Below are 24,231 nucleotides of genomic sequence, written 5' to 3'. Positions count from 1 at the left end.
GGTTTTGATCCACGCGAAACCCGTCATGTTCGAATTTCTTTTCAAACGTTCTGCCAGCAAGACTGCCGCCCCCGATCCTGTCGTCGCAGAACAGGCCGCCGCCTCGGCGCAGAGCGCATCGCGCCGCGCCGACCAGGTGGCGCGTGCCCATGCCGTGGCGGGCGACGAAGCCGCCGCCCTTGAATTTATCGTGTCCAGCGAATTTGCCGATGCCCGTCTGATCGCGGCCGAGCATGTCCACTCCCTGCCCCTGCTGGAAAAAGCCCACCAGGCCATGCGCAACACGGACCGCCGCGTCGCCAAGCTGATGCAGGGCCGTATCGACCTGATCCGCCACCAGGCGGCCGAGACCCAGCGCGCCCAGGCCAGCATCGCCGCGGCCCAGCGCCTGTTGAGCGACGAGAAGCTGAGCCCCAACCAGGTGGCCGAGCTGGACCGCCAATGGCAGGTCATCAAGGCCACGCCCGCGCTGGCCACGGACTTTGCCGCCGCGCGCGCCGCGCTGGCGGCCCGCCTGGAAGCGCAGGTGCTGCTGCAGCGCGCCGTCATTGACGCCGTCGCCGCCGCGCGCGCGCTGGCGAGCAATGGCCAGGGCGCCGGCGAGCTGGCGCAGGCGCTGGCGGACCTCGACGCGGAGCATGCCCGGCATGCGCAGTCGCCCGAGCGCGCCTCGCTGCCGAAACACCTGGAACTGGACTTTACGCAAGCGCGCGAGCAGGCGCAGTCCGCCTTGCAGGCGCTGCAGCAGCACCAGGCCGTGTTCGACGCACGCCAGCTTGCCCTGGCCGAATGGCAGGCGCAGGATGCCGCCACGCTGGACGCCGCCGCCCTGAAACGCGCCTGGCAAGCCTTGCCGCGCCTGCCGGAATCGCCATTGTCCGACAGCCTGCAGCAGCAATTTGCGGCCCTGCTGGCCAGCGCGCCGGCGCCGGTCGTCACTGCCGCAGCCGTGGACACGCCAGCACATGCGGAACCGGCGCCGCGCAAGCCGCGCCAGGAACACGCGTCCGTGTCGAAGGAAGCGACGGAACAGTTCTTCAAGACGCTCGACGCCATGGAAGCGGCCCTGCAGGATGGCTTGCTGCACGTGGCTTCCGAGCATGACAAGACCTTGCGCGATACCAAGCACGGCCGCTTGACGCCGGCGCAGGCCGACCGCCTGGCACACGTGCGGGCCGAATTCAAGCGCCTGGCCGACTGGGCGCGCTGGGGCGGCAACGTCTCGCGCGAGGAACTGGTCAAGGCGGGCGAGGAATTGCCGGCGCAGGAGTTGCCGATGGCCGAGCTGGCCAAGAAGGTGGGCAGCCTGCGCGAGCGCTGGAAGTCGCTTGACACCCTGTCCGGTCCCGCACCGAAATCCCTGTGGGAACGTTTCGACGCCGCCTGCAGCCTGGCCTACGCGCCGGCGGCCCAGCATTTCAAGCAGCTGGCCGAAGAGCGCCATGGCAATGCGGCCAAGGCCCAGGAACTGATCGCGGAAACGGCGGCCCTGGCGGCCCAGGAAAGCACGGACTGGAAACAGGTCGCCTCCGCCTCGCAGCGTTTGCGCCAGGCGTGGACGCGCCTGGGCACCATCGACCGCAAGGAAAAGAAGCGCCTCGATACGGAATTTGGCGCCGCGCTGGACGCCCTGTCGAAGCCGCTGGAAACCCAGCGCCAGATCGAGACGGCGCGCCGCGAGCAGCTGATCGTCGAAGTGGGCCTGCTGAAACCCTCCGAGCGCAACACGGTCGACATGCTGAAGGCCTTGCAGGAAAAATGGCAGGAGCTGGCCAAGGCCCTGCCGCTGGAACGCCGCGCCGAACAGGCGCTGTGGCAGCGCTTCCGCGCCGCCTGCGACGACATCTTTGCCAAGCGCAAGGAAACGGCCCATGCGGCCGACCATGAGCGCCGCGAACACCTGCATGCGCGCGAGGCGCTGTGCGCCAGCCTGGAAACGGCCGTCATCCCCGACGGCGACGACAAGGCCCGCACGTCCGCCATCAATCAATTGCTGCGCGACACGCGCAGCGCGTGGAACGCCACGGGTCCCGTGCCGCGCGCCAGCGAAGCGAAGATCGAACAGCGCTACCAGGCAGCCGTGGCCGGCGTGCAGGCGCAGGCCGACGCCATCGCCGAGCGCGCCGGCGCGGCGCAGGCGAATGCCCTGCGCGACAAGCTGCGCCTGGTGCAGGCGCTGGAAGCAGCGCTGGCCGATGGCGATGCCGGTGCCGACGCGCAGGCGTGGGGCGGGCGCTGGAGCGCCTTGCCGGCGCTCGACGCCCAATACGAACGCAGCCTGCAGCAGCGCTTTGCCGCCGCCCAGGCCGCGCTGGGCGAGGGCGCCGCCGCCTACGTGCGGCAGTTGCAGGCCAACGAGGCCCGCTTGCTCGACGAAGTGCTGCGCCTGGAAATCGTCGCCGGCGTCGACAGCGGCGCGGAATTTGCCCGCGACCGCCTGAAGATGCAGGTGGAAGTGCTGCAATCGTCGCTGAAATCGGGCCAGAAGCCGCTCACGCAAGTGTCGCAGCTGATGCAGCTGTGCGCCATTCCCGCCGTCACGGACGCGCGCACGGCCAGCCGCATCGAAACCCTGCTGCGCCGCATCGGAGGACATGCCAAATGAGCATTGCCGTCCGCGTCCAGCAAGCCGATTTTGACCTCAGTCAAGAAATCGCACAATTGCGTGCAGGCAACCCCAAGGTAGGCGCCGTCGTCGGCTTCGTCGGCACGGTGCGCGACATGAACGAGGGGCTGGACGTGGCGGCGATGGAGCTCGAGCATTATCCGGGCATGACGGAAAAGTCCATTGTAGCCATCATCGAGCAGGCGCGGGAGCGCTGGCCCCTGTCCGGCGCACTGGTGATCCACCGCGTGGGGCCCCTGCTGCCGCAGGAGCAGATCGTGCTGGTGGCCGTGTCGTCCGCGCACCGGGGCGAGGCGTTTGCCGCCTGCGAATTCATCATCGATTACCTGAAGACGGAAGCGCCGTTCTGGAAGAAGGAAGATACGCCAGAAGGGGCGCGCTGGGTCGATGCGCGCGACAGCGACGGGGCGGCCCTGGACAAATGGACGGCAAAAGCAAGCCCCATTTGAATCGTACCCGCCGCGCACGGTAGCATTTGCCAAAGTGCATCGGTTTTCTGCTTTGTGTATGCTTGAAAAGTACTGCCTCACCCCAATTTGGTTAACAACTAATTAACCGGGAGCGCTTTTCATGCGACAAGATAAACTCACTACCAAGTTACAAGAAGCCCTGGCCGACGCACAAAGCCTGGCCGTGGGCAACGACAACCCCTATATCGAACCAGTCCACCTGCTGACGGCCCTGTTGAACCAGGACGACGGCGGTGCCCGCTCGCTGCTGCAGCGGGCCGGCGTCAATGTGAACGGCCTGTCGAAGGCCCTGGGCGCCTCGATCGAACGCCTGCCGAAGGTATCCGGCACGGGCGGCGACGTGCAGGTCAGCCGCGAATTCGTGGCCCTGCTGAACCTGGCGGACAAGGAATCGCAAAAGGCGGGCGACCAGTTCGTGTCCAGCGAAATGGTCTTGCTGGCCATGACGGAGGACAAGTCCGACTGCGGCAAGCTGGCGCGCGAAAACGGCCTGACCCGCAAGGCTTTGGCGTCGGCCATCGAGGCCGTGCGCGGCGGTAACAAGGTCGATACACAAGAAGCCGAAGGCCAGCGCGAAGCCTTGAAAAAATACACCTTGGACCTGACGGAACGGGCGCGCAAGGGCAAGCTCGATCCCGTGATCGGCCGCGACGACGAAATCCGCCGCACCATCCAGATCCTGCAGCGCCGCAGCAAGAACAATCCCGTGCTGATCGGCGAGCCGGGCGTGGGCAAGACGGCCATCGTCGAAGGCCTGGCGCAGCGCATCGTCAACGGCGAAGTGCCCGAGTCCCTGAAGGGCAAGCGCGTGCTGGCGCTGGACATGGCCGCCCTGGTTGCCGGTGCCAAGTTCCGCGGCGAGTTCGAAGAGCGCCTGAAATCCGTGCTGAAGGAGCTGGCCATGGATGAAGGGCAAACCATCGTCTTCATCGACGAGATGCACACCATGGTGGGCGCGGGCAAGGCCGACGGCGCGATGGACGCGGGCAATATGCTCAAACCGGCGCTGGCGCGCGGCGAACTGCACTGCGTGGGCGCCACCACCCTGGACGAGTACCGCAAGTACATCGAGAAGGATGCGGCGCTGGAGCGGCGCTTCCAGAAGGTGCTCGTCGACGAGCCGACCGTGGAGGCGACGATCGGCATCCTGCGCGGCTTGCAGGACAAATACGCGCTGCACCACAAGGTGGAAATCACGGACGCGGCCATCATTGCGGCCGCCGAGCTGTCGCACCGCTACATCACGGACCGTTTCCTGCCCGACAAGGCGATCGACTTGATCGATGAAGCGGCGGCGAAGATCAAGATCGAGATCGACTCGAAGCCGGAAGTGATGGACAAGCTGGAGCGCCGTCTGATCCAGCTCAAGATCGAGAAGGAAGCCGTCAAGAAGGAAAAGGACGAGGCATCCTTGCGCCGCCTGGCCCTGATCGACGAGGAAATCGTCAAGCTGCAGCGCGAATACAATGATTTCGAGGAAATCCTGAAGGCGGAAAAGGCCGTGGTGCAAGGCAGCACGCACATCAAGGAAGAGATCGAGCAAGTCAAGCTGCAGATGGAACAGGCGACGCGCGAGAGCAACTGGCAAAAAGTGTCGGAATTGCAATATGGCAAGCTGCCGCAGCTGGAAGCCCAGCTCAAGCAGGCCGACAGCGGCATGCCGAAGGTCGATCCCGACCATCCGAAGCTGCTGCGCACGGAAGTGGGCGCCGAGGAAATCGCCGAAGTGGTGTCGCGCGCGACGGGCATACCCGTGTCGCGCATGATGCAGGGCGAACGCGACAAGCTGCTGCACATCGAAGAGAAACTGCATGAGCGTGTCGTGGGCCAGGATGAAGCGATCACGGCCGTGGCCGATGCCATCCGCCGCTCGCGCGCCGGCTTGTCGGACCCGAACCGGCCGTATGGTTCCTTCATGTTCCTGGGACCGACGGGCGTGGGCAAGACCGAGCTGAGCAAGGCGCTGGCGACTTTCCTGTTCGATACGGAAGAATCGATGATCCGCATCGACATGAGCGAGTTCATGGAGAAGCATTCCGTGGCCCGCCTGATCGGCGCGCCGCCCGGCTACGTGGGCTACGACGAGGGCGGCTACCTGACGGAAGCCGTGCGCCGCAAGCCGTACAGCGTGATCCTGCTCGACGAAGTCGAGAAGGCCCACCCGGACGTCTTCAACGTGCTGCTGCAGGTGCTCGACGATGGACGCATGACGGACGGCCAGGGCCGTACGGTGGACTTCAAGAATACCGTCATCATCATGACGTCGAACCTGGGTTCGCACAAGATCCAGGCGATGGAAAGCGATGATCCCGGTGTCGTGAAGCTGGCCGTGATGGCCGAGGTACGCTCGCACTTCCGTCCCGAGTTCGTCAACCGTATCGACGAAATCGTCGTGTTCCACGGCCTCGACGAGAAGAACATCGGCGCGATCGCAAAGATCCAGCTGAAGATCCTCGAAGAACGCCTGGCGAGCATGGACATGGCGCTGAGCCTGACCGACGCGGCCTTGCAGCAAATCGCGGAAGCGGGCTACGATCCGGTGTATGGCGCCCGTCCGCTGAAACGGGCGATCCAGCAGCAGATCGAAAATCCGCTGTCGAAGCTGATCCTGGAAGGCCGCTTCGGCCCGAAAGACGAGATCCGCATCGACGCCCAGAACGGCAACCTCGTATTTACGGGTGCGCCGGTGGGGCTGGAGAAGGTGTAATGCTGTCTGGTCAGTCCCTGCGGGATTGGAAGCTGTTTCATTGGGGCTAGCTTCCCCCGTCGGGACTGACCCCAGTTTTACGGCATTTGCAGTGAGGAAGATTTGCGACGATTTGCGACGGCTGACAAAACCGTAGCGAGCGGCAGTGATTTGTGGCAGAGAAGCGCAACCATACTCTAGTACGGTGAGCATCGCAGGCGCGCAAAGCGCGACGCGCAGTAGGTTTTGTTAAACGTCCTCAGGCAGGGCGCGATCGGGCTAGACCTGATCGCGCCCTTCTTGCTATCATCGTCACTATTTTCTGACTAATTTTCGGAGGCGGTACGATGGCACACACATGGCAGGCAGGACGGCGCATTGGACTGGGATTGACCTTGGCGGCGGCCATGCTGGCATTGTCTGCCCAGGCTCAGGCTCAGGAAGAAAAGGTCCTGAACATCTACAACTGGTCGGACTATATCGGCGACGATACGATCAAAAATTTCGAGAAGGAAACGGGCATCAAGGTCCGCTATGACGTTTTCGACAATAACGAAATCCTCAATGCGAAACTGGTGGCGGGCAAGTCCGGCTATGACATCGTCGTGCCGACGGCCCAGTGGGCGCGCCTGCAGATCGATGCGGGCCTGCTGCGCAAGCTCGACAAGAGCAAGCTGACGAACCTGGGCAACCTGGACCCGAACCTGCAGGCCAAGCTGTCGAAGATCGACCCGAACAACGATTACCTGGTCGACTGGCTGTGGGGCTACACGACGGTGGGCATCAACGTCAACAAGGTCAAGGCGGCGCTGGGCGCCATGCCCCTGCCCGAGAACGCCTGGGATCTGGTGTTCGACCCGAAATATGCGTCCAAGCTGAAGTCGTGCGGCGTGTCCTTCCTCGATTCGCCATCGGAAGTGCTGCCGGCAGCCCTGCAATACCTGGGCAAGCCCGCGTACTCGAAAGCGGCCGCCGACTACCAGGAAGCGGGCAAGGTGCTGCAAGCCATCCGTCCCTACGTGACCCTGTTCAGCTCGTCCGGCTACATCAATGACATGGCCAACGGCTCCGTCTGCGTCGCGCTGGGCTGGTCGGGCGACATCAATATCGCGCGCCAGCGCGCCATCGATGCGAAAAACGGCAATGTGATCCAGGTGCTGGTGCCGAAGACGGCTGCCCTGATGTTCGACACCATGGCCATTCCGGCCGACGCGCCCCATCCGAACAATGCGCACCTGTTCATCAACTATATTTTGCGCCCGCAAGTGCATGCCAGCCTGAGCAACAAGGTGTTCTACGCGAACCCGAATCCGGCCAGCATCAAATATGTACGCAAGGATATCGGCGAGAACAAGGCCATCTTCCTGCCGGACGCCGACAAGCAGCGCATGGCCGCGCCGGAAGCGACGACGGCCGATATCCGCCGCCTGATGACGCGCATCTATACGAAGTTCAAGACGGGTGTGTAAGAGGGGGAGTGTAAAAACAAGGATGGCGCGAGGGACGGGCCGGTAGGCCGTCACTGGCGCCATTCGATAGTGCCGAGGTAACACTACTCGTGGTAGCGGTCCATCAGCTTGTGGTGACTGCCGCGCATTTCTTCGATCAATTCAAAGGCGACAAAGCCGATGATGGCGGCGAAGATGGCGATGAAGAGAAAAACGAGGAAGGTTAACATGGTCTTTCAGCCGCCGTTGGACGGCTGTCCGCTGGGTTGCTCAATGTGCCGGAGCAGCGCTCCAACACGTAGTTGATGCAATTAAACTCTAGCAGATCGGCAGCGCTTTACAAGGCTGCCGAGTTGTGAATTTCACCAGAATTTGTTCCAGCGCATTTTTGCGCATCTTCCAGGCCCATCACTCTGAGGGCAGCGCCAGGCCATGCGCCATCACGGCTGATAGGCGTACGCTGACGGGGCGCCTGCCCATGCCGGCGCCGGCCGTGCGCTTTTTCCCTACTTCACCACCAGGTCATGCGCCATCACGGCTTTCAGGTAAACGCTGATGGGATCGCCTGGCTCGCGCTGCGAGAACCACCACGCGCTGGCCTTGCGCATTTCCCATTCCTGTTCTTCGCCCGTCAGCAGCAGGGCGGCCGCCTGGCCCAGGGTGGGCTGGTGGCCGACGATGAGCACGGTTTCCTTGCCGCTGGGCCAGTTGGCCGCCTTGAGGATGTCTTCCGCTTCGGCGCCGGGCGCCAGTTCCGGCATCAGCTTGAACTTGCGTCCCAGCGCCTCGGCCGTCTGCAGGGTGCGCAGGGCGGGGCTGACGAGGATGCGGCAGTTCTCGGAGAGCTGCGACGCGAGCCACTCGCCCATGCGGCGCGCCTGTTTCTGTCCCTTCACGGTCAGGGCGCGCTCCAGGTCGGGTACCCCTGGCTCGGCTTCCGCGTGTCGCCACAAGATGAGATCCATGTTGTGCTCCTCAGTGTTGAGAGTCGAAATACGCTTATTCGCCGACCTCCGCGCCCGGCGTGCCCAGCGTGTGCATCAGGTATTGCTGGGCGCTGAACGGGCTTTGCTTGCCGCGCGGCTTGCGGCGCGCGTAATGGCCCGTCGGCTCCAGTTCCCATGCATTCGTATTATCCTTCAAATATGGATTGAGGCCCTCGGCGATCACGCGCCGCTTCAGCGCCCGGTCCAGCACGGGGAAGGCCACTTCCACGCGGCGGAACAGGTTGCGGCTCATCCAGTCGGCGCTGGCCAGGTAGACATCGTGCGCCAGATCATTGCGGAAGTAGTAGATGCGGCTATGCTCGAGGAAACGCCCGATGACGGAACGCACCTTGATGTTTTCCGACAGCCCCGGCACGCCCGGCTTCAGGGTGCAGGCGCCGCGCACGATCAGGTCGATCTTCACGCCGTCGGTCGAGGCCGCATACAGGGCGCGGATCACGGATTCATCCACCAGCGCGTTGATCTTGACGATGATGCGCCCGCGCCGGCCCGCGCGGGCGATCTTCGCCTCGTTGCGGATGGCCTTGATGATTTCGCTTTGCAGGCCGAACGGCGCCAGCCACAGGTGGTTCAGGTTGTGCGGCTTGGTCAGGCTGGTCAGGTGGATGAACACTTCATTCACTTCCACGGCCAAGTCCTGGTTGGCCGTCAGCAGGCCGAAATCCGTGTACAGCTTGGTGGTCGTGGGGTGATAGTTGCCGGTACCCAAGTGGGCGTAGAAGCGCAGCGCGCCTTCCTCGCGGCGGATGACGAGCGCCACCTTGGCGTGTGTCTTCAAGCCCACCACGCCGTAGACGACCTGTGCGCCGGCCTGCTCCAGCTTGTCGGCCCAGTTGATGTTGGCTTCCTCGTCGAAACGCGCCATCAGTTCCACGATGACCGTCACTTCCTTGCCCATCTTTGCCGCCGTAATGAGCGATTCCATCAAGTCCGAGTTCATGCCCGTGCGGTAGATGGTCTGCTTGATGGCGACGACGGACGGGTCGTAGGCGGCGCTGCGCACGAAGTCGATGACCGTCTGGAACGACTGGTACGGGTGGTGCAGCAGGATGTCGTGCTTGTTCAGCGCGGCAAAGATGTCATTGCCGATGGCCTTGTGCGCCAGGCCAGGGAAGAAGGGCGGGAAGCGCAGCTCGGGCTGCTTGACGTGGTCGATCATTTCCGACAGGCGCACGAGGTTGACGGGGCCGTTGACGCGGTAAAGGCGGCTTTGATCGAGGCTGAACTGGTCGAGCAGGAATTGCGACAGTTCCGGCGGGCAATTACGCGCCACTTCCAGGCGCACGGAGGTGCCGAACTGGCGCCCCACGAGTTCGCCTTTCAGGGCCTGGCGCAGATTCTTGACTTCATCCTCGTCCACCCACAGGTCGCTGTCGCGCGTGACGCGGAACTGCGAATAGGCAATCACTTCGCGCCCGGCGAACAGGTCGGAGATATGCGCATGGATGACGGAAGACAACAAACAGAAGGACACGCCGTCGCCGGAAATGTCGTCCGGCAGCTTGATGACGCGCGGCAGGACGCGGGGCGCCTTGACGATGGCGATCGCCGTGCCGCGGCCGAACGCATCCTTGCCGCTCAGCGAGACGATGAAATTGAGACTCTTGTTGACGACTTGCGGGAAGGGGTGGGCCGGGTCGAGGCCGATCGGCGTCAGCAGGGGACGCACTTCGCGGTCGAAGTATTCCTTCACCCACGCGCGCTGCGCCTCGTTGCGGTCGCTGTCGCGCAGCAAATGCACGCCCGCCTCGCGCAGGGCCGGCAAGACGTCGCTATTTAATATCTCGTACTGGCGTTCCACCAGCGCATGGCATTCCTTGCCGATGCGTTCCAGGTTGGCCGCCAGGGCTGGGTGGCCGGCCAGCGAACCGCCGATGCTGCCGGCCGCCAGCAGGCTGGCCACGCGCACCTCGAAGAACTCATCCATGTTGCTGCTGACGATGCACAGGTAGCGCAGGCGCTCGAGCAGCGGAATGTTCGGGTCTTCCGCCTGGGCCATCACGCGCCGGTTGAAAGTCAGTTGCGACAGCTCGCGGTCAAGCAGGATGCCCGATTTGGTCACTTCCGTGTGCAGTTCAGGTTTCATATTCTTTTGTCTTTACTGATGATTAATTCTAGCGGTATTTTTACCGCATTTGACACTTATGTGACGCACAACAAGTGTAATCATGAAATATGACATGGCCGTGACATATTCTGTCATAAAGCGCCGGCGCGGATGTCATTTACGGCGCCGAAAATGGCCATTTCCCGGGCGTAGGCAAATATTTCAGGAAATTTGGCGCATGTCATAAAGCTGTCATATTCGCTTGCTAGACTGCGCAGCATTCAACCGGGACTTTGAGCCCTAACAACCCTGAGGACTTGATATGCAAATGAAGCAAATGTTCAAATTTATCGTCGTGGGTGCTTCGGCAGCGATGGCATTTTCTTCCGCTTCCGTCATGGCGGCAGATATGACAGGTGCTGGTGCAACCTTCCCGTACCCGATCTACGCCAAATGGGCTGAAACCTACAAAGCCAACACGGGCAACGGCCTGAACTACCAGTCCGTCGGTTCCGGCGCCGGCATCAAGCAAATCAAGGCCAAGACTGTTGAATTCGGCGCGTCCGACATGCCGCTGAAGGCGGAAGAGCTGGAAGAGTCCGGCCTGATGCAGTTCCCGGCCATCATGGGCGGCGTGGTGACCATCGTCAACCTCGATGGCGTAACCCCAGGCCAGCTGAAAATGACGGGCAAGATCGTCGGCGACATCTACCTGGGCAAGATCACCAAGTGGAGCGCTCCTGAAATCGCCGCCGTGAACCAGGGCGTCAAGCTGCCGGACACGGAAATCACCGTGGTGCATCGCGCCGACGGTTCGGGCACGTCCTTCCTGTTCACCGACTTCCTGTCGAAAACCAACCCGGAATTCAAATCGAAAATCGGCGCTGGCTCGGCTGTGAAATGGGCCGTGGGCGTGGGCGGCAAGGGTAACGAAGGCGTTGCCGCCAACGTACAGCGCATCAAGGGTTCGATCGGCTACGTCGAGTGGGCTTACGCCAAGAAAAACAAGATGTCGCACACCCAGCTGCAAAACAAGGACGGCAACTTCCTGCAGCCTGACGACGACAACTTCAAGGCAGCTGCCGCTTCGGCACCTTGGACGCAAACCCCTGGCTTCGGCGTGGTACTGACCGACCAGGCTGGCAAGAACAGCTGGCCTATCACGGGCGTGTCGTTCATCCTGATGCACAAAGTCCAGCCTGACGCAGCCAAGGCCAAGGAAGTCCTGAAATTCTTCGACTGGGCCTACAAGAACGGTGGCGCCGCCGCTGCTGAACTGGACTACGTGCCAATGCCGGCATCGGTCGTGAAGCTGGTGCAGGAATCGTGGAAAGCCAATTTGAAAGATGCATCGGGCAAGGCCATCTATTAATTCGATAGCCTGACCATGTAAGTACCGATCCTTGTCCCCGCCAGCAGCACGGCGGGGCAGGGAGTTAGCCAGGACCGCCCGCAAGCCCTTGCAGACGGTCCTGGCTAAAGAAGCAACAATAAAACAAGAGTTCAAAATAGCGATACCGGCAGTACCACCCACATCTGGCACAATATGAGCGCACAATCTACCTCCTCCACGATCCCCATGCCAGGCGGCAACATGACCGATTCCATCAGTCACGCACAGATGCTTTCCACCATGCGCAAGCAGCGCATCCAGGACTTCCTGTTCCACAAGGTGACGATGCTGTTCGCCATGTCGGTGCTGGTCGTGCTGGTCGGCATCATCATTTCGCTGATCATGGAATCGATACCGGCCTTCCGCAACTTCGGCCTGCATTTCATCGTGTCGGCCGAATGGGACCCCGTCAATGACCAGTACGGCGCCCTGATCCCCATCATCGGCACCCTGGTGACGTCGGTGATCGCCCTGCTGATCGCCTTTCCCGTCAGCTTCGGCATCGCCCTGTTCCTCACGGAAATCTGCCCGGCCTGGCTGCGCCGCCCCCTGGGCACGGCTGTCGAGCTGCTGGCCGGCGTGCCTTCGATCATCTACGGCATCTGGGGCCTGTTCGTCTTCGCGCCCCTGTTTGCCGACCACGTCCAGCCCCTGCTGAAAGCCACCCTGGGCAACCTGCCCCTCATCGGCCAGCTGTTCAGCGGCCCCATGATGGGCATCGGCCTGCTGACGGCCGGCCTGGTGCTGGCCATCATGATCATCCCCTTCATCGCTTCCGTGATGCGCGACGTGTTCGAGATCGTGCCTGCCGTGCTGAAGGAATCCGCATACGGCCTGGGCTGCACGCGCTGGGAAGTGGTGCGCAAGATCGTCTTGCCGTACACCAAGACCGGCGTCGTCGGCGGCGTCATGCTGGGCCTGGGCCGCGCGCTGGGCGAGACCATGGCCGTCACCTTCGTCATCGGCAACGCGAACAAGCTGTCCTGGTCGCTGTTCGCCGCCGGCAACAGCATCACCTCCCTGCTGGCGAACGAATTCGGCGAAGCGCAATCGGCGCTGCACGTGTCCTCGCTGTTCTCGCTGGCACTGATCCTGTTTGTCATCACCTTTATCGTCTTATCCGCCGCCAAGCTGATGCTGGCTGGCATGTCCCGCAAGGAAGGCACGAAATGAGCCAAGTAAGCACTCTCGACGTTCCGGCCAAGCCGGCCATGAACCCGGTCTACCGCAAGCGCCTGCTGATGCACCGTGTCGGCATCGCCCTGTCGGTGGCCGCCATGGCCCTGGGCCTGGCCGTGCTCGTGTGGATTTTGTTCACCCTCGTGATCAAGGGCTTTGGCGCCCTGTCGATCGACCTGTTCACGCAAACGACGCCGGCTCCCGGCAGCGAAGGCGGCGGCCTGATCAATGCCATCGTCGGCAGCGCCCTGATGGTGGGCCTGGCCACGCTGGTGAGCACCCCGATCGGCATCCTGGCCGGCATCTACCTGGCCGAATACGGCGAAGAAAACAAGCTGGCGCAAGTGACGCGCTTCGTCACCGACATCATGCTGTCGGCCCCGTCGATCGTCATCGGCCTGTTCGTGTACGCGCTGTACGTGGCGCACGTGAAGCACTTTTCCGGTTATGCGGGCGCCATCGCGCTGTCGCTGATCGCCGTGCCCGTGGTGGTGCGCACGACGGACAACATGCTGCGCCTGGTGCCGAACAGCCTGCTGGAAGCCGCCTTTGCCCTCGGTGCGCCGCGCTGGAAGGTGGCCACCCTGGTGCGCTTGCGCGCCGTCAAGGCTGGCGTCATCACCGGCGTACTGCTGGCATTGGCCCGCATCGCCGGCGAAACGGCGCCGCTGCTGTTCACGGCCCTGAATAACCAGTTCCAAAGCTTCAACATGAATGCGCCGATGGCCAACTTGCCGTCCGTCATCGCCTCGTTCGCGATGAGCCCGTACGACAACTGGCGCTCGCTGGCCTGGGGCGGCGCACTGCTGATCACCTTCAGCGTGCTGGCCTTGAATATCCTGTCGCGCACCGTGTTCAGCCAAAAAGTCCCTCATTAAACAGATACCGAGCGAAGCGAACCCCTATGAATACGCAAATGAATCCAGCCCAAGACCTGGCACCAAAGAAAAAAACCATCGAGATTTCGGGCCTGAACTTTTTTTACGGCAAAACGCAAAGCTTGCATAACGTCAACCTGGACATCCACGAGAAGAAGGTCACGGCCTTCATCGGCCCGTCCGGTTGCGGTAAATCAACCCTGCTGCGCACCCTGAACCGCATGTACGACCTGTACCCGGGCCAGCGCGCGGAAGGCTCCATCCTGTATCGCGGCCGCAACGTGCTCGATGCCGACCAGGACGTCAACATGCTGCGCGCCAAGGTCGGCATGGTGTTCCAGAAGCCGACGCCGTTCCCCATGTCCGTGTACGACAACATCGCCTTCGGCGTGCGCCTGTATGAAGACCTGTCGAAGGGCGAGATGGACGAGCGCGTCGAGTGGGCCCTGAAGAAGGCCGCGCTGTGGGGCGAAGTCAAGGACAAGCTGACGAAGAGCGGCCTGTCGCTGTCGGGCGGCCAGCAGCAGCGCCTGTGCATCGCGCGCGGCGTGGCCGTGAAGCCGGACGTCCTGCTGCTGGACGAGCCGACCTCGGCGCTGGACCCCATCTCGACGTCGAAGGTGGAAGAGCTGATCAGCGAACTGAAACAGGATTACACGATCGCCATCGTCACGCACAATATGCAGCAGGCGGCACGCTGCTCCGATTACACGGCCTATATGTACCTGGGCGAGCTGGTGGAATTCGGCGAAACGGACCAGATCTTCATGAATCCTGCCCGCAAGGAAACCCAGGATTACATCACGGGCCGCTTCGGCTGATCCGCCCCGCGCATACACAAGACAACTGAATACGGAGAGACAGCATGATAGGCGAACATTCATCCAAGCAATACGACAACGAACTCGAAGCGATCCGCTCGAAAGTGCTCCTGATGGGCGGCATCGTTGAAACCCAGTTCCTCGACGCGATGACGTGCTTTCGCATCGGCAACCCGGAACGCGCCGACCGCGTGATGCGCGAAGACGACGTCGTCAACCAACTGGAAGTGTCGCTGGACGACGCCTGCAGCCACCTGATCGTGCGCCGCCAGCCGGCCGCCAACGATTTGCGCACCATCATGGCCACCATCAAGGTGATTACCGACCTCGAACGCGTAGGCGACGAGGCGACGAAGATCGCCCGCGTGGCGAAGAATCTGCACAAGCGGGGCAACGGCGTCGTCAACCATTACGAAATGGTGCGCGGCATCGCCAACACTGCCACCGACATGCTGCATGACGCGCTGGACGCCTTCGCGCGCAACGATGGCAAGCAGGCCTTACAATTAATTGCACAAGATGCCATCATCGACCATGAGTTTCGGTCTATCATGCGCAACCTGATTACCTTTATGATGGAAGACCCGCGCACGATTTCGGCGGCGCTCGATACCCTGTGGGTGGCCAAGGCCATCGAACGGATCGGCGACCATGCGAAAAACATCGCCGAATACGTGATTTACGTGGTTGAAGGCAGGGACATCCGCCACACCAAGGTGGCTGCTCCCGCCATTTCCGAGGAGCTCCCTGAGTAAGCTTTATGGCATCTGATAAAACCACGGTATTGATTGTTGAAGATGAGCCGGCCATCGTTGAACTGGTGACCTATTCGCTGCGCGAATCCGGCTGGAATTGCTGTTCCGTACAAAACGTCGCCGATGCCTGGGACTTCATCCAGCACCGCACGCCGCACCTGATCCTGCTGGACTGGATGCTGCCGGACCAGACGGGCCTGCGCCTGCTGTCGCGCATCCGCGCCGACCGCAATTTCGCCGCCATCCCCGTCATCATGCTCACCGCCAAGAGCATGGAAGAAGACAAGCTGGCCGGCCTGAACAGCGGCGCCGACGACTACGTCACCAAGCCGTTCTCGCCGCGCGAGCTGCTGGCCCGCGCCAAGGCCTTGCTGCGACGCAAGAGCCCGGAACACGCGCAGGCGCCCATGCGCGCCGGCAACGTGGCCCTGGACCCCGTCAGCTGCACCGTGATGATGGATGAACAGAAGATCGATATCGGCCATGCCGAATACAAGCTGCTGAAATTCCTGCTGGCCCACCCGGAGCGCGTGTTTTCGCGCAGCCAGCTGCTCGACAAGGTGTGGGGCGACCATGTGGTGATCGAGGAACGCACGGTCGACGTCCACGTATTGCGCTTGCGCAAAGCCTTGAAAGAGGCGGAGAGCCTGATCAAGACCGTGCGCAGCGTCGGCTACATGTTGTCTGAAAAGTAAAGCCTGACTCTATGAATCCGAAATTGCTGTTCTGGGTACCGGCCGCCTTGCGCATGGTGCTGGCGCTGCTGGGCGTGGCCATCGTCTGGTATCTGTTTGGCGCCACGTATGCGCTGGGCATCGCCTTCGTGCTGATGGCCATGATGGTGTTCGTGCAGCTGTCCTACCTGTTCCAGCTGAGCAATTGGCTGGACAATCCGCAAAGCGCCAAGTTGCCCGACGGCTGGGGCGCCTGGACCAGCATCTTCGCGCGCCTGTACCGCATGCGCCGCGACGACGAGAAAAACCAGGCCGAGCTGACGGAATGGCTGGCGCGTTTCCGCCAGGCCATGCATTTGCTGCCCGACGGCGTCGTCATCATGGACGACGTGCTGTTCCTCGAATGGTGCAATCCCGCCGCCGAGAAGCACCTGGGCCTCACGCACGAGCGCGACAAGGGCATGCGCGTCACCAACCTGATCCGCAGCCCCGAGTTCATGGATTACATCATCCTGGGCCGCTACGACCAGCCGCTGACGATCACCTTCCGCAACCGCAAGCTGATCGTGCAGATCATCCCCTTCGAGAACCGCCGCCAGATCCTCGTCACGCACGACGTGACGGAGACGGAACGCATCGAGATGATGCGCCGCGATTTCATCGCCAACGCCTCGCACGAACTGCGCACGCCGCTCACCGTCATCGTCGGCTTCCTGGAAATCGCCTCCGCCGAGCTGGACCTGGACGCCGCCACGCGCGCCGCCCACCTCAAGCTGATGACGGAGCAGGGCCACCGCATGCAGCACCTGATCGAGGACATGCTGACCCTGTCGCGCCTGGAATCGGTCGACTACCCGCTGCGCCCCGAGCCCGTGGACATCAGGAAGCTGATGCAGCAGGTCTTGCGCGACGCCAAGGCCTTGTCGGCAGGCAAGCACGAGATCAAGATGGAGTGCAACGGTCCCGACGTGCTGGGCAGTTATGACGAACTCTACAGCGCCTTCGGCAACCTGGCCTCGAACGCCGTGCGCTACACGCCGGCCGGCGGCACCATCACCCTGCGCTGGCAGGATGGCCCGGCCGGACCGCAATTCATCGCGCAGGACACGGGCATCGGCATCAGCCAGGAACATATCTCCCGCCTGACGGAACGTTTCTACCGCGTCGACAAGAGCCGTTCGCGCGAAACCCAGGGCACGGGCCTGGGCCTGGCCATCGTCAAGCACGTGCTGCTGCGCCACGGCGGGACGTTGGCCATCCAGTCCGTGGCCGACAAGGGCAGCAGCTTCATCGTCAGCATGCCCAAGTCCGTCGTCACGCCGCTGCAGGGCGACTTGCTCGTCAAGTAGGCCGCAGGGGGAGATAGCGTCCCCCTGTTTCCCCGGCGACTGGTGCAATGTTGGCAAAAGTCGTTACAATCAGGCCATGACTTTAATCAACGCTTCTTTTCGCCACGCCGGCGCGCAGCAACTGGCGCAGTCGCTGGTGGCCGCGCGCCAGGCCACCCTTTCCCTGTTCGATTGTTATGTGTCCGCCGGGCTGGACGTGGTGGAGCGCATGCCCCGCCATGCGCAGCTCAATCCGCCCCTGTGGCAGCTCGCGCATATCGCCTGGTTTGCCGAGTGGTACATCCTGCGCGAAGCTCCGTCGAGCCACCCGGCCGACGCCGTGTATAACTCCCTGCTGACGCGCGGCGACGACTTGTTCGACGCCAACATGGTGGAGCAGCGCGCGCGCTGGAAGCTGGACTTGCCCAGTCCCGGCGCCGTGAAGACGTATTGCCACGAAGTATTGGACCGGGTGCTGGACAAGCTGTCGCGCGAAGCGAATGTCGACAGCGCCCTGTATCCGTACCGGCTGGCGCTGGCCCATGAAGACTTGTGCGGCGAGGAAATGCTGGCCGGCTTGCAATGGCTGGGACTGGAAGCGCCGGAAGCCCTGGCGGCCAGCCCCGCCTTGCCGCCAGGGGCGGGCGACATTGCCTTTCCTGGTGGCACCATCGAACTGGGCTCGCGCCGCGCCGCCGGTTTTGCCTTCGACAATGAATGTCCGCCGTATGCCTGCTACGTGGCGCCGTTTGCCATCGATGCCTGCGCCGTATCGAACGCCCAGTTTGCCGACTTTGTCGGCGACGGCGGCTACCAGAACCGCCAGTTCTGGAGCGCGGCCGGCAGTGCCTGGCTGATGCAGCAGGAGCGCTCGTCGCCCCTGTACTGGCTGCGCGAGGCCACGCAATGGCGCACCATGCGCTTCGGCCAGCGCACCACCTTGCCGCCGAACGAAGCCGTGCGCCACATCAACCTGTATGAAGCGCAAGCCTACTGCGCCTGGGCCGGGCGCCGCCTGGCGACGGAGGCGGAATGGGAGTATGCTGCGCTGTCCGGCCATCCGCGCTTCCAGTGGGGCCAGGTGTGGGAGTGGACGGCGACGCCGTTCGAGCCGTATCCGGGCTTTGCCGTGGACGCCTGGCGCGAATATTCGGCGCCGTATTTCATGCAGCACCAGGTGTTGCGCGGCGCCGCGTTCGCTACGCCGCCGCGCCTGCGCTCGCCCCGCCTGCGCGCCTTCCACGCGCCGGAGCGCAACGACATCTTTGCCGGCTTGCGCACCTGCGCCTGGTGATGCTGTCAAGTCAGTCATAATTTCAGGATTCCTTTTGAGCATAGATAACGCCCCGCAATTCCTTCCCAAACGCATCACGCCCACGCCCGAGCAGGTCGCCATCCAGACGGCGCAAAAGAAAGTCGTCCTCATCGACGCCAATGCGGGCGCCGCCAAGACGACGACCCTGGCCCTGCGCCTGGCCGAAGCCCTGCACCGGGGCCGCGCGCCCGAACGCATGCTGGCCCTCGTGTTTACGGAAGCGGCCCGCGTGGCCCTGCGCCAGCGCCTGCTGGAAGTGGGCGTGCCGCTGGGCGTCGTCAAGCGCCTCGTCATCGACACCTTCGACGCCTTTGCCGCCAAGGTCTTGCAGCAGATGGAGCGCGTGCAGGTGGCGGCCATGCGCAGCGATGAAGAGCTGCGCCCCGTGGCGTGGGAAGCGCTGGAAGTCGTCGCCGAGAAATACGCCGACCGCTATGCGCTGGAAATCAACACGACGAATGGCGCCATCGCCGAATTCCTGAAGCTGCAGCTGCGCACCAAGGCGCGCATGGACTTCCAGCATCCCGACTTCGAGAGCAATTCCCTGGAAGATAATCTGGAGCTGCTGGGCATGTCGCGCACGCATTACCTGTGGCTGCGCGAATACGAAGGCTTGCGCGGCGCCGATACGGGCGACATTCAGTTCCGCGCCCCGTTCGACGCCACCTACGACCTCGTGCGCATGCTCGATGGCGACGAACCGCTGCGCCAGCAACTGCCCGCCTTCCAGATCATCGTGGCCGATGAATTGCATGACTTGAACGAAGCGTCGTTCCGCCTGCTGACCATGCTGATACGCCGCGGCAATGCGTTTTTCTGCGGCGCCGGCGACAAGGATCAAGTTATTTACACGTGGTCGGGCGCCGACCACCGCTTCCTGCGCCAGCGCTTCGAGCAGGAATTTCCCGCCTTGCAGCGTTTGCCGCTGACGGCGTCCTACCGCTACGGCCCGCAGCTGGCGCAGGCCGTCGGCGTGCTGAAGAACAAGGCCAGCGTGTCGGCCCTGGCGCGCGCCACGCACATCGAGCTGCTGCAGTACGACCATGCGCAGCCGCAAGCGTGCAGCGCCCAGCTGATCGCCGCGCTCGAACACGCGCATGCGGGCACGACGGCCATCTTGCTGCGCGACCGCGACCAGGCCATCCGCGTGGAAACGGCACTGTTCCAGAGCGGCATCGCGTATGGCCTGGTGGACATGAACAGTTATCTGCTGAGCCAGGAAGTGCTGATGTTGCGCGGCATGGTCGCCATTGCCCGCAAGGATTTGCACGCGATCAAGAGCGGTCCCCGCCGGGGCGAGATCCTCGAAGCCCTGGTGGCCTTCGCGGAAATCCCGTTTACGCGCACCGAATTGCAGCAAGCCAAGGCCGACGTGGCCAATTACCCGGACTTGCTGGAAGGTTTCTTGAGCAACCAGCTGGCCAAGTCGCACAACCAGGCCAAGGCGGCCCTGACCCTGGCGGCCGTCGACTACCTGCGCGCCTTGCCGGCGGATGCGCCGGCGGGCGCGGCCCTGCAGCACATCTTTGGCCTGATGCAGCTGGAACAGACGGCGCGCCGCATCTATGTCGACCCGGCCCAGGCGCGCGTCGTGGCCCGCTCCCTGCACGGCTTCATCGGCGTGTGCAGCGAAGCGGGCGTGGCGCTGGACGGCTTTGCCGGCTGGCTGGGCGAAATGGAAGAGGCCGTAATGGTCTCGACCGGCAAGGCCAAACTCGTCATCGCCTGCATCGACCAGATCAAGGGCCTGGAATATAACCACGTGATCTTGCCTTACCTGGCCGTCGACGAATTCCCGCGCAGCAAGACCGACCCGCTGGAAGAGGAAAACCGCTTCTACGTGGCCGCCACGCGGGCGCGCGACCGGCTGACCTTGCTGACGCCGGAAGACCCCGCCTGGCGGAGCCGGTACATCGCCGCCCTGCAGCTCAAGATTGTTGCGCCCAAGTCATAAATCTTTTGCTGTGTGGCCGCTTTGTGCGAAAGACGAAAGCGCGCATACTTTGTTGCTGTGATTGATTGCACTCTGAACCAACAAAGGAGTAATGATGCGAATATTCTTGACAGGCGCGGCGGGTTTCATCGGCAGTTCCATTGCGGCGGGCCTCGTGCGCGCCGGCCATCAGGTGACGGGCCTCGTGCGCAAGCCGGAGCAGGTGGCGGAATTGGCCAGCATCGGTGTGCTGGGCGTGCAGGGCGAGCTGAATGACCGCGCATTGCTCATCGAGCAGGCGAAGGCGGCCGATGCCGTCATCAACGCGGCCAGCAGCGACCACCGGGGCGCCGTGGAAGCCATCATCGAGGCGCTGGCGGGCACGAATAAACCGTTCCTGCACACGAGCGGTTCGTCCATCGTGGGCGACGCCTCGGGCGGCGAGGGCACGGAACAAATTTACTTTGAAGACCAGCTGGCGGCGCCCACGGCCGACAAGGCGGCCCGGGTCGCCATCGACGACCTCGTGCTGGCCAGCGCGGGCAAGGGCGTGCGCGCCAGCGTGCTGTGCAACACCCTGATCTACGGCCACGGCGCCTTGCCGCGCGACAGCGTGCAGCTGCCGCGCCTGCTCAAACAGGCGCGCAAGAGCGGCATCGTGCGCCACGTGGGGCCGGGCCGCAATATCTGGTCCAACGTGCATATCGACGACGTCGTCAGCCTGTATCTGCTGGCGCTGGAAAAGTCGCCCCCCGGCACCTTTTACTTCGTCGAATCGGGCGAAGCGGCTTTCCGCGACATGACGGCCGCCATCGCCCAGGCACTGGACCTCGGTCCCGCGCAGGACTGGCCGTTGCCGGAAGCGATTGCCGCATGGGGCTATGAAATGGCCTCGTATGGCCTCGGTTCCAACAGCCGCGTGCGGGGCGAACGGGCGCGCAAGCTGCTGGGCTGGCAGCCGCAGGGGCCATCCGTGCTGGCGTGGATCGGCAAGGACATGCTGCAGCCGCCCCATTGAAAGGCCCGCGGGTTTGATGCAGCTCAGCAAAACCGCATCTGTGTGCGCTAGCGAACGGTATGTTTTCCGAATCGGGAGTATGATGACTTTGCTTGGTTGAGACGCACTGCCGTGAAGTGGGCGGCATGTTCGATCTTCCAGCAGGTCAGCCGGTCGCCTCAAGGATCGGCACCATATTTCCTCTGCATGCGCAGCCCGATGTTGCGCATGGGATCCGCAAGTCGTGTACTGCATCAACCCCTTCAAGACCGGCATCAGCCGGTCTTTTTTTTCGCCCGTTTGTCCCGCCTCGCCATCCACCGTGCCGTATCCGCCATTCGCCGAAGAAGGCTGTCGCTGCGCGCCCATCACGCGTATCTTACGATCAACCAACAACAAGGGGGTCCCGTGAAACCTGAACAAGCATATTGCCGGCGTACCCAGCTGCTATGGGGCGTGCTGCTCATTGCCATCGGCACCATCATCCTGCTGGACCGGCTCGATGTGATCATCCTCCACGATTACTATGCGCTATGGCATTATTGGCCGGTGATCATGGCGCTCTTCGGCCTGAACAAGCTGCTCGCGCCCGTCTCCGCCAAGCAGGTGCTCAGCGGCCTGTGGCTGATCTTTTTCGCCGCATGGTGGTATGTTTCCTATGAAGAACTGTGGAACTTGAGTTTCTACAATAGCTGGCCGGCCCTGCTGATTGCCTGGGGCGTGGGCCTCGTGATCGAACCGCTGTTGAACAAACATTTTATTGCCTACCGGGAGTCCGAGCATGAAAAATAAACCGCCGCTGCACTCGCCATCGCAGATCGTGCTGGGCGTCATCGTCATCGGCCTGGGGCTGCTGTTCCTGCTCGATAACCTGGGCTTCATCAGCGTGCGCTATACCTTCCGCTTCTGGCCCACGGCGCTGATCGTGTTTGGCTTGCTGAAACTGTCGCAAAGCCGCAGCGCCAACGGTTACTTGCTGGGCGGCATGCTGGTGCTGCTGGGCCTGGTCTGGACCCTCAAGCACATGGGCATTTTCTACATGAACTGGGACATGCTGTGGCCCCTGCTGATCATCGGCCTGGGCGTGGCCGTCGTCTCGAAGTCCCTGCCCGGCGCGCAGCAGCGCCAGCGCCGCCGGCGCTTTGCCGCGCGGCAGGATGGCGGCGCGCAGCCGGACGCCTTCGGCCAGGCCAGGAATGGCGCCGTGTCGCTGGACAAGGAAGCCGTCGCGGCGGCGTCCGGCACGGACGGGGCGGCGGACGACGACAGCATCATCGAAGTGACGGCCATCCTGGGCGGCTACGTGCGGCGCGTGTCCTCGCAGCGCTTCAAGGGCGGCGACATCAATGTCATCATGGCCGGCTGCGAAATCGACCTGCGCCAGGCATCCATCGAAGGCGAAGCCGTGCTCAACGTGTTTGCCATGTGCGGCGGCATCACCATCAAGATTCCACCCGACTGGAGCGTGGTGCTGCAGGGCACGCCCATCCTCGGCGGCTTCGAGGAAAAGACCATCGTGCCGCCGAACCAGGACAAGCGCCTGTACGTGACGGGCTACGCCATCATGGGCGGCCTGGAAATCCGCAACTAGGCGCGCATGTCCGGGCCATTGTCGAAGCGGCGCGGCGCCGTGGCGGGTTTGCTGGTGTGCATGATGCTGGGGCTGGCCCTGGCGTTTGTACTGGCCAGGGTGGCCGGCGCGCCGTGGCTCAATGCGGCCTTGCTGGTGGTGCCCGCCACGCTCGTGTATGCCATCGGCACGGGGTTTTCCGCTTTCTACCTGTGCCGCGCCTACCCTTTGAGCACCCGCCATCCGGCCGCCATCGCGGGCGTGATGGGCGTGGCGGCCCTGTTCGCGGGCTTGCTGTGGGCTACCCTGCTGCAATTTTCGAACAGCGTCAGCCTGCTGCTGGACCTGCACTGGCTGGGCGTGCAGCTGACGCAGCCGCTGCTGGCCCTGTTCTTCGGCCTGGGCGTGCTGCTGTATTGCCTGGCCGTCGCCGTGCACTATCTGCTGCTGGAATTCGTGCGCGCCAAGACGGCGGAACAGCGGGGCCTGGAGGCGCAGCTGATGGCGCAGGAAGCGCAGCTGCGCATGCTGCGCACGCAGATCGACCCGCACTTCCTGTTCAACAGTCTCAATTCCATCAGCGCCTTGACTTCCATCAATGCTGCCGGGGCGCGCCAGATGACGGTGCAGCTGGCCAGTTTCTTTCGCCAGAGCCTCAGCCTGGAAGCGCACAAGCACATCACCCTGCAGGAGGAACTGGTGCTGATCCGCCATTTCCTCGCCATCGAACAGGTGCGTTTCGGCGAGCGGCTGCAAGTCGCCGTGGCCATCGACGATGCCGCGCTGGCCTGTTTGCTGCCGCCCATGCTGATACAGCCGCTGGTGGAAAATGCTGTCAAGCATGGAATCTGCGGCTTGACGGAGGGCGGCGTACTCGACATCGAGGCGCGGCGCGCGGGCAGCTTGCTGCAGATCGCCGTGCGCAACCCGGTTGATGCGGATCAAGGGCCATCGCGCGGCAATGGCGTAGGACTGGACAATGTGCGCCAGCGCCTGGCCAGCGCCTATGGCCACGAGGCCAGCGTGCACTGGGCGCGGCGGGGCGGGACGTTTGAAGTGACCTTATCGATGCCGGCGCAGACCGGCGACACGGAGGAAGCATGA

At 63.1% G+C, this 24,231-nt stretch carries 20 protein-coding genes; 17 read left to right on the top strand and 3 right to left on the bottom strand.

Features of this window, described 5'->3' with window-relative positions; genetic code table 11:
- Nucleotides 1–25: 25 nt before the first annotated feature.
- The 4 genes from AC07VL_RS22785 (at nucleotide 26) to AC07VL_RS22770 (ending at nucleotide 7,251) form a co-directional block, all read left to right on the top strand.
- Nucleotides 26–2,605, top strand: coding sequence for a DUF349 domain-containing protein (locus AC07VL_RS22785; protein ID WP_494807866.1), 2,580 nt, complete (start codon nucleotides 26–28; stop codon nucleotides 2,603–2,605).
- A complete protein-coding gene (moaE, locus tag AC07VL_RS22780) occupies nucleotides 2,602–3,075 on the top strand; it encodes a molybdopterin synthase catalytic subunit MoaE (RefSeq protein WP_494807865.1) in 474 nt (157 codons plus the stop codon). Before AC07VL_RS22785 ends, moaE begins: the two co-directional genes overlap by 4 nt.
- Before the next feature lie 121 nt (nucleotides 3,076–3,196).
- A complete protein-coding gene (gene clpB, locus AC07VL_RS22775; RefSeq protein ID WP_494807864.1) occupies nucleotides 3,197–5,803 on the top strand; it encodes an ATP-dependent chaperone ClpB in 2,607 nt (868 codons plus the stop codon).
- Between the two features lie 326 nt (nucleotides 5,804–6,129).
- The gene (locus AC07VL_RS22770; protein ID WP_494807863.1) at nucleotides 6,130–7,251 is read left to right on the top strand and encodes a polyamine ABC transporter substrate-binding protein; all 1,122 of its coding nucleotides are present in this window, start codon (nucleotides 6,130–6,132) and stop codon (nucleotides 7,249–7,251) included.
- A gap of 83 nt (nucleotides 7,252–7,334) precedes the next feature.
- Here the strand turns inward: AC07VL_RS22770 and AC07VL_RS22765 are convergent, their stop codons facing one another.
- The 3 genes from AC07VL_RS22765 to ppk1 form a co-directional block, all read right to left on the bottom strand.
- Nucleotides 7,335–7,460, bottom strand: coding sequence for a hypothetical protein (locus tag AC07VL_RS22765; RefSeq protein ID WP_254926692.1), 126 nt, complete (start codon nucleotides 7,458–7,460; stop codon nucleotides 7,335–7,337).
- A 276-nt stretch (nucleotides 7,461–7,736) separates the two neighbouring features.
- Nucleotides 7,737–8,195 (bottom strand): phosphohistidine phosphatase SixA, encoded by a 459-nt coding sequence (gene sixA, locus AC07VL_RS22760; protein WP_290604641.1) that lies wholly within the window; start codon nucleotides 8,193–8,195, stop codon nucleotides 7,737–7,739.
- A gap of 34 nt (nucleotides 8,196–8,229) precedes the next feature.
- Nucleotides 8,230–10,323, bottom strand: coding sequence for a polyphosphate kinase 1 (ppk1, locus tag AC07VL_RS22755; RefSeq protein WP_494807862.1), 2,094 nt, complete (start codon nucleotides 10,321–10,323; stop codon nucleotides 8,230–8,232).
- Nucleotides 10,324–10,621: 298 nt separating this feature from the next.
- On the opposite strand from ppk1, the gene pstS reads away from it, so the two are divergent.
- The 13 genes from pstS to AC07VL_RS22690 all read left to right on the top strand — a co-directional run bounded on the left by pstS (nucleotide 10,622) and on the right by AC07VL_RS22690 (nucleotide 24,231).
- Nucleotides 10,622–11,656, top strand: coding sequence for a phosphate ABC transporter substrate-binding protein PstS (gene pstS, locus AC07VL_RS22750; protein WP_494807861.1), 1,035 nt, complete (start codon nucleotides 10,622–10,624; stop codon nucleotides 11,654–11,656).
- Between the two features lie 222 nt (nucleotides 11,657–11,878).
- The gene (gene pstC / locus AC07VL_RS22745) at nucleotides 11,879–12,850 is read left to right on the top strand and encodes a phosphate ABC transporter permease subunit PstC (RefSeq protein WP_290604635.1); all 972 of its coding nucleotides are present in this window, start codon (nucleotides 11,879–11,881) and stop codon (nucleotides 12,848–12,850) included.
- Nucleotides 12,847–13,734 (top strand): phosphate ABC transporter permease PstA, encoded by an 888-nt coding sequence (gene pstA, locus AC07VL_RS22740; protein ID WP_290604634.1) that lies wholly within the window; start codon nucleotides 12,847–12,849, stop codon nucleotides 13,732–13,734. Before pstC ends, pstA begins: the two co-directional genes overlap by 4 nt.
- Before the next feature lie 38 nt (nucleotides 13,735–13,772).
- Nucleotides 13,773–14,555: a phosphate ABC transporter ATP-binding protein PstB gene (pstB, locus tag AC07VL_RS22735; protein ID WP_373631409.1), complete on the top strand. Its 783-nt coding sequence runs from the start codon at nucleotides 13,773–13,775 to the stop codon at nucleotides 14,553–14,555.
- Between the two features lie 44 nt (nucleotides 14,556–14,599).
- A complete protein-coding gene (gene phoU, locus AC07VL_RS22730; protein WP_494807860.1) occupies nucleotides 14,600–15,310 on the top strand; it encodes a phosphate signaling complex protein PhoU in 711 nt (236 codons plus the stop codon).
- 5 nt (nucleotides 15,311–15,315) lie between these two features.
- The gene (locus tag AC07VL_RS22725) at nucleotides 15,316–16,005 is read left to right on the top strand and encodes a response regulator (RefSeq protein ID WP_094444609.1); all 690 of its coding nucleotides are present in this window, start codon (nucleotides 15,316–15,318) and stop codon (nucleotides 16,003–16,005) included.
- 11 nt (nucleotides 16,006–16,016) lie between these two features.
- The gene (gene phoR / locus AC07VL_RS22720; protein WP_494807859.1) at nucleotides 16,017–17,333 is read left to right on the top strand and encodes a phosphate regulon sensor histidine kinase PhoR; all 1,317 of its coding nucleotides are present in this window, start codon (nucleotides 16,017–16,019) and stop codon (nucleotides 17,331–17,333) included.
- 76 nt (nucleotides 17,334–17,409) lie between these two features.
- Nucleotides 17,410–18,606, top strand: a complete 1,197-nt coding sequence (senA, locus tag AC07VL_RS22715; protein ID WP_494807858.1) for a selenoneine synthase SenA — start codon at nucleotides 17,410–17,412, stop codon at nucleotides 18,604–18,606.
- A 34-nt stretch (nucleotides 18,607–18,640) separates the two neighbouring features.
- Nucleotides 18,641–20,581, top strand: a complete 1,941-nt coding sequence (locus AC07VL_RS22710; protein WP_494807857.1) for a UvrD-helicase domain-containing protein — start codon at nucleotides 18,641–18,643, stop codon at nucleotides 20,579–20,581.
- 94 nt (nucleotides 20,582–20,675) lie between these two features.
- Nucleotides 20,676–21,578: an NAD-dependent epimerase/dehydratase family protein gene (locus AC07VL_RS22705; protein ID WP_494807884.1), complete on the top strand. Its 903-nt coding sequence runs from the start codon at nucleotides 20,676–20,678 to the stop codon at nucleotides 21,576–21,578.
- Between the two features lie 186 nt (nucleotides 21,579–21,764).
- Nucleotides 21,765–22,349: a LiaF transmembrane domain-containing protein gene (locus AC07VL_RS22700; protein ID WP_494807856.1), complete on the top strand. Its 585-nt coding sequence runs from the start codon at nucleotides 21,765–21,767 to the stop codon at nucleotides 22,347–22,349.
- A complete protein-coding gene (locus AC07VL_RS22695; protein ID WP_494807855.1) occupies nucleotides 22,339–23,148 on the top strand; it encodes a LiaI-LiaF-like domain-containing protein in 810 nt (269 codons plus the stop codon). The genes AC07VL_RS22700 and AC07VL_RS22695 overlap by 11 nt, the downstream gene beginning before the upstream one ends.
- A 6-nt stretch (nucleotides 23,149–23,154) precedes the next feature.
- On the top strand, nucleotides 23,155–24,231 hold the full coding sequence (locus AC07VL_RS22690) for a sensor histidine kinase (RefSeq protein WP_494807854.1): 1,077 nt from the start codon (nucleotides 23,155–23,157) through the stop codon (nucleotides 24,229–24,231).

The organism is Janthinobacterium sp. GW821-FHT03C08 (genome assembly GCF_059420905.1).
This window is presented reverse-complemented; position numbering and strand designations above follow the sequence as displayed.

Bases quoted from the DNA above. Each gene is read 5' to 3' on its own strand.
- AC07VL_RS22725 (WP_094444609.1), top strand. From the start codon at position 15,316: ATGGCATCTGATAAAACCACGGTATTGATTGTTGAAGATGAGCCGGCC.
- ppk1 (WP_494807862.1), bottom strand. From the start codon at position 10,323: ATGAAACCTGAACTGCACACGGAAGTGACCAAATCGGGCATCCTGCTT.
- senA (WP_494807858.1), top strand. From the start codon at position 17,410: ATGACTTTAATCAACGCTTCTTTTCGCCACGCCGGCGCGCAGCAACTG.
- AC07VL_RS22770 (WP_494807863.1), top strand. From the start codon at position 6,130: ATGGCACACACATGGCAGGCAGGACGGCGCATTGGACTGGGATTGACC.
- pstB (WP_373631409.1), top strand. From the start codon at position 13,773: ATGAATCCAGCCCAAGACCTGGCACCAAAGAAAAAAACCATCGAGATT.
- AC07VL_RS22785 (WP_494807866.1), top strand. From the start codon at position 26: ATGTTCGAATTTCTTTTCAAACGTTCTGCCAGCAAGACTGCCGCCCCC.
- phoU (WP_494807860.1), top strand. From the start codon at position 14,600: ATGATAGGCGAACATTCATCCAAGCAATACGACAACGAACTCGAAGCG.
- AC07VL_RS22690 (WP_494807854.1), top strand. From the start codon at position 23,155: ATGTCCGGGCCATTGTCGAAGCGGCGCGGCGCCGTGGCGGGTTTGCTG.
- AC07VL_RS22705 (WP_494807884.1), top strand. From the start codon at position 20,676: ATGCGAATATTCTTGACAGGCGCGGCGGGTTTCATCGGCAGTTCCATT.
- clpB (WP_494807864.1), top strand. From the start codon at position 3,197: ATGCGACAAGATAAACTCACTACCAAGTTACAAGAAGCCCTGGCCGAC.
- pstA (WP_290604634.1), top strand. From the start codon at position 12,847: ATGAGCCAAGTAAGCACTCTCGACGTTCCGGCCAAGCCGGCCATGAAC.
- moaE (WP_494807865.1), top strand. From the start codon at position 2,602: ATGAGCATTGCCGTCCGCGTCCAGCAAGCCGATTTTGACCTCAGTCAA.
- AC07VL_RS22695 (WP_494807855.1), top strand. From the start codon at position 22,339: ATGAAAAATAAACCGCCGCTGCACTCGCCATCGCAGATCGTGCTGGGC.
- AC07VL_RS22765 (WP_254926692.1), bottom strand. From the start codon at position 7,460: ATGTTAACCTTCCTCGTTTTTCTCTTCATCGCCATCTTCGCCGCCATC.
- phoR (WP_494807859.1), top strand. From the start codon at position 16,017: ATGAATCCGAAATTGCTGTTCTGGGTACCGGCCGCCTTGCGCATGGTG.
- pstC (WP_290604635.1), top strand. From the start codon at position 11,879: ATGACCGATTCCATCAGTCACGCACAGATGCTTTCCACCATGCGCAAG.
- sixA (WP_290604641.1), bottom strand. From the start codon at position 8,195: ATGGATCTCATCTTGTGGCGACACGCGGAAGCCGAGCCAGGGGTACCC.
- pstS (WP_494807861.1), top strand. From the start codon at position 10,622: ATGTTCAAATTTATCGTCGTGGGTGCTTCGGCAGCGATGGCATTTTCT.
- AC07VL_RS22700 (WP_494807856.1), top strand. From the start codon at position 21,765: ATGCGCAGCCCGATGTTGCGCATGGGATCCGCAAGTCGTGTACTGCAT.